Source organism: Paraburkholderia sp. BR10954 (genome assembly GCF_040965775.1).
GTDB lineage: Bacteria > Pseudomonadota > Gammaproteobacteria > Burkholderiales > Burkholderiaceae > Paraburkholderia > Paraburkholderia youngii.
In genome coordinates this window covers 1-1,177 of sequence record NZ_JBFRCK010000167.1, presented here as the reverse complement: position 1 = coordinate 1,177, position 1,177 = coordinate 1, and the positions used below count along the sequence as shown (strand labels likewise).

At 62.8% G+C, this 1,177-nt stretch carries 1 protein-coding gene; it reads left to right on the top strand.

The window, feature by feature from the left end; all coding sequences use genetic code 11:
- Nucleotides 1–1,097 (top strand): IS5 family transposase (locus AB4Y34_RS41610; RefSeq protein ID WP_368719280.1); only part of this gene is annotated, 1,097 nt, incomplete at its 5' end.
- Nucleotides 1,098–1,177: the final 80 nt, after the last annotated feature.

Below are 1,177 nucleotides of genomic sequence, written 5' to 3'. Positions count from 1 at the left end.
TGGATGAGATGCAGGAACCCCTGTTCACGACGGTCAAGCTCGAGGACTTCGTCCCGGCAGATCACCCGTTGCGACCGATCCGGTTGCTGGTGAATGACGCGTTGAAACGGCTCAACGGGCTGTTCAGCGTCATCTACGCGGACACCGGCCGTGCCTCGATTGCGCCTGAGAAGCTGATGCGGGCGCTGCTGTTGCAGGTGTTCTACTCGGTGCGCAGCGAGCGCATGCTGATGGAGCAGATGCGCTACAACCTGCTGTTCCGCTGGTTTGTCGGGCTGGCGATTGAGGACGCGGTGTGGGACCACTCGGTGTTCTCGAAGAACCGCGACCGGCTTCTGGAGCATGAAGTCGTGGAAGCGTTCTTCACCGAAGTCATGAGCCTGGCGGACAAGCGGGGCTTGCTGTCGAGAGAGCATTTCTCGGTGGACGGCACGCTGATTCAGGCGTGGGCCAGTCACAAGAGCTTCCGCCGCAAGGACGGCCCGGACGATGGTCCGCCAGCCGGCGGTGGCCGCAACGCCGACACTGACTGGAAAGGCGAGCGACGTAGCAATGCCACGCACGAGTCGACTACTGATCCGGAGGCGCGATTGTTCAAGAAGAGCCACAAGAGCCCGGCCATCCTGTGCTACCACGGGCACATCCTGATGGAGAATCGCTCGGGGCTGGTGGTCGGCGCCGTGGTGAGTCACGCAGATGGTTTCGCCGAGCGGGCCAGCGCATTGCAATTGCTCGATTGCGTGCCAGGCGCTCATGCGAAGACAGTTGGTGCCGACAAGGCGTATGACACCCGCGACTTCGTGAACGATTGCCGCGCTCGCAACGTGACACCGCATGTCGCGCGCAACGATGAGCGTTGGGGCGGCAGCGCAATCGATGGTCGCACTTCGCGGCATACGGGCTACCGGATTAGCCAGATCATCCGCAAACGAATCGAAGAGCATTTCGGCTGGGGTAAAACGGTCGGTCGGATCCGGCAGACGGTCTATCGCGGTATCAAGCGCGTCGACCAGCACTTCAAGCTGACGATGGTTGCGAGCAATCTGACCCGCATGGCCCGAATGCCAGGGGTGGTGCCGCAAGGAGCAGCGCGATGAGCCGTCACGGCGTGAAGACTGCGCGCCAGCGGGGCTGCATGCGTGCGCATGCCCCGCGCGGATCGCGCGGCAAACCGGTA